This window comes from Streptomyces sp. NPDC001634 (genome assembly GCF_040298185.1).
In the GTDB taxonomy this organism is placed as follows: Bacteria; Actinomycetota; Actinomycetes; order Streptomycetales; family Streptomycetaceae; genus Streptomyces.
In genome coordinates, this window is the sequence record NZ_JBEOZU010000197.1 from 1 (window position 1) to 3,383 (window position 3,383).

General features: G+C 74.7%; 1 protein-coding gene. It reads left to right on the forward strand.

What is annotated here, in order from left to right; genetic code table 11:
• On the forward strand, positions 1-3,383 hold a 3,383-nt coding region (locus ABT186_RS47375; RefSeq protein WP_351930625.1), incomplete at both ends, for an SDR family NAD(P)-dependent oxidoreductase.

Below are 3,383 nucleotides of genomic sequence, written 5' to 3' on the forward strand. Positions count from 1 at the left end.
CGCACGGCGTTCCTGTTCGCCGGTCAGGGCTCCCAACGCCTCGGCATGGGCCGGGAGTTGTACGACACGTACCCCGTCTTCGCGGACGCCTTCGATGCAGTCGATGCGGAGTTGCCGTTCGGCCTGCGGGAGGTCGTCTTCGGTGAGGACGCGGACCGGCTGAACCGTACCGAGTACGCCCAGCCCGCCCTGTTCGCCCTGGAAGTTGCGCTGTTCCGGCTGCTGGAGTCGTGGGGCGTGCGCACGGATGTGCTCGCCGGGCATTCGATCGGCGAGATCGCCGCGGCGCATGTGGCCGGTGTGTGGTCGCTCGCGGACGCCTGCCGTCTGGTTGTGGCGCGTGGCCGGTTGATGCAGGCGCTTCCGGCGGGCGGGGCGATGGTGGCGCTCCAGGCCGCCGAGGACGAGGTCCAGCCGCTCCTCAATGACGCGGTGGGTATCGCCGCGGTCAACGGCCCCCGGTCGGTGGTGATCGCCGGTGCCGCCGACTCCGTGGAGGAGATCGCCGCGCACTTCCGTGGCGAGGGCCGCAAGACCACGGCCCTGCGGGTCAGCCACGCCTTCCACTCACCGCTGATGGAGCCGATGCTGGCCGACTTCCGCAAGGTCGCCGAAAGCCTGACGTACGAACGCCCGAAGCTGTCCCTCGTCTCGACGGTCACCGGCAAGGCCGCCACCGTCGACGAGCTGATGTCCCCGGACTACTGGGTCAGCCATGTCCGTCGGCCGGTCCGTTACGCCGACGCGATCGGCACCCTCGCGGACCAGAACGTCATCCGCTACCTCGAACTCGGTCCCGACGGCACCCTCACCGCCCTCGCCCAGGCGTCCCTGGACGACTCCGGGGCCGCGGTGCTCGTACCGGCGCTGCGCAAGGACCGGCCCGAGGCACCCTCACTGCTCGCAGCGGTCGCACGGCTGTACGTCGACGGCGCCGGCGTCGACTGGTCGGCTCAACTCCCCGATATGCCCCCGGTGTTGCTGCCGACGTACGCCTTCCAGCGCCGCCGCTACTGGCTGGACGCCGCCGAGCAGCCCGGTGATGTGACGGCCGCCGGGCTGGAGCGAGCCGAGCACCCGCTGCTGTCGGCGGCCGTGCGGATCGCCGACACCGGCGGGCTGGTCCTCAGCGGGCGGCTGTCGGCCCGCACCCATCCGTGGCTCGCCGATCACCGAGTGCTGGGCCGGACCATCCTGCCCGCCACCGCCTATCTCGAACTCGCCGTGCACGCCGGTGACCAGGTCGGCCTCGGTCATGTCGCCGAGCTGACCCTGGAGACCCCTCTGGTGCTGCCCGAGCGCGGTGCCGTACAGCTCCAACTGGCCCTCGGCGGCCCGGACGAGGACGGCCGGCGGCCGTTCGGCGTGCACTCACGGGCCGCCGACGCCGCTGCCGACCAGCCGTGGACCCGCCACGCACAGGGGCTGCTCGCCGAGGAGCCGGGTCCGGTGCCGCCGGACTCCGGTGCCTGGCCGCCGCCGGAGGCCGTGCCGGTCGTACCGGGCGCGGCGGGGGAGGGCGACTGGTACGAGCGGTTCGCCGACGGAGGGTTCACCTACGGGCCGGCGTTCCAGGGGCTCGACCGGGTGTGGCGGCGGGACCAGGATCTGTTCGCCGAGGTGGCGCTGCCGCAGGCCCACCGCGCCGACGCCGTCCGTTACGGGCTGCACCCCGCCCTGCTGGACGCCGCCGTGCAGACCCTGCTCGTCGGTGCGCTGGACGCGGGCGGCGACGAAGGGGCCGCGGCCACCCTGCCGTTCGCCTGGAACGGCGTCTCCCTGCACGCCACCGGGGCGAGTGCGCTGCGCGTCCACCTGGCACCCACGGGACGCGCGGACGAGTACACCGTGTCCGTCGCCGACCCCGACGGCCGGCCGGTGGCCACCGCGGACCGCCTGGTTCTGCGCCGGGTGACCGCCGGGCAGATACCCGACGCACCCGAGGCCGGTACGGCGGAGGCTCCGCCGCCTCTGCTGGTCCAGCGCTGGCGGCGCGCCGAGCCTCAACCTGCCGCCCCGGCCCCCGAATCCGTGCGCTGGGCACTGCTCGGGCAGGGCGACGGCGGTCTCGCCGAGTCCCTGGACGCGGCCGGGGTGCACCTGGAGTGCTACGCCGACCTCGCCTCGCTCGCGTCGGCCGTCGACACCGGCACCGCCGCGCCCAAGGTCGTCCTCACCGCCTGCACCGCCTCGGGCGCGCCCGCCCCCCAGGCCACCAGGGAGCTACTGGCCACGGCCGTGGACCTCGTCCGGCACTGGGTCGACGACGACCGGTTCGCCGACTCGCGCCTGGTCCTGGTCACCCGCGGAGCCCTCGCCACCACCGTGGGGGAGGACACGACGGATCTCGCGGCCGGTGCGCTGTGGGGGCTGGTCAGGTCCGCGCAGCTGGAGCACCCCGACCGGTTGCAGCTCCTCGACCTCGACGCGCCCGCCGTGTCCGCCGTGCCCGCCCAGGACGGTGCCCTGCACGCCGTTCCGGCCGCGGTCGCCGCCGCCCACCCGCAGTCCGCCGTACGCGACGGAGCGCTGCTGCTGCCCGACCTGGCAGCACAGGTCCGCGCCGCCGAGGGCGACTCCGAGCCGTCGGCCCCCTTCGACCCCGACCGTACCGTCCTCGTCACCGGGGCCACCGGCGCCCTCGGCACCCTGGTGGCGCGGCACCTGGTCACCGCGCACGGAGCCCGTCGGCTGCTGCTGGCGTCCCGGCGCGGCGAGCAGGCTCCGGGGGCCGGTGCCCTGGTCGCCGAGCTGGCCGCGCACGGTGCCACGGCAACGCTCGTCGCCTGTGACGTCGCCGACCCGGCCCAGCTCGACGACCTGCTCGCCCGCGTCCCCGACGAGCATCCGCTGACCGCCGTCGTGCATGTCGCCGGGGTCGTCGACGACGCGACACTGACCTCGCTGACCGACGACAGGATCGACCGCGTACTGCGCCCCAAGGCGGACGCGGCATGGCACCTGAACCGGCTGACGGACGGTCAGGACCTTTCGGCGTTCGTGGTGTTCTCGTCGGCGGCGGGCACCTTCGGCGCCGCCGGTCAGGGCGCCTACGCGGCGGCCAATGCCTTCCTCGACGCGCTGGCCCATCACCGCCGCGCACAGGGGCTTCCGGCCACGTCGATCGCATGGGGGCTGTGGGCGGCCGAGAGCGGCATGACCGCCGGGCTCAGCGCCACCGACCGGGAGCGAATGGCCAGGAACGGCATGCTGCCGCTCACCGCCGAAGCGGGCCTCGCCCTCTTCGACGCCGCCCTCGCCGCACCCGACGCGGCCGTGGTCGCCGTCGCACGGCAGACCCCGGCATCCGGATCACATGCCGTGGCGCGTCGTGCGGTGGCCGCGGGGGCGCCCGCCGACGGCGGGCGGTCGCTCGCCGGACG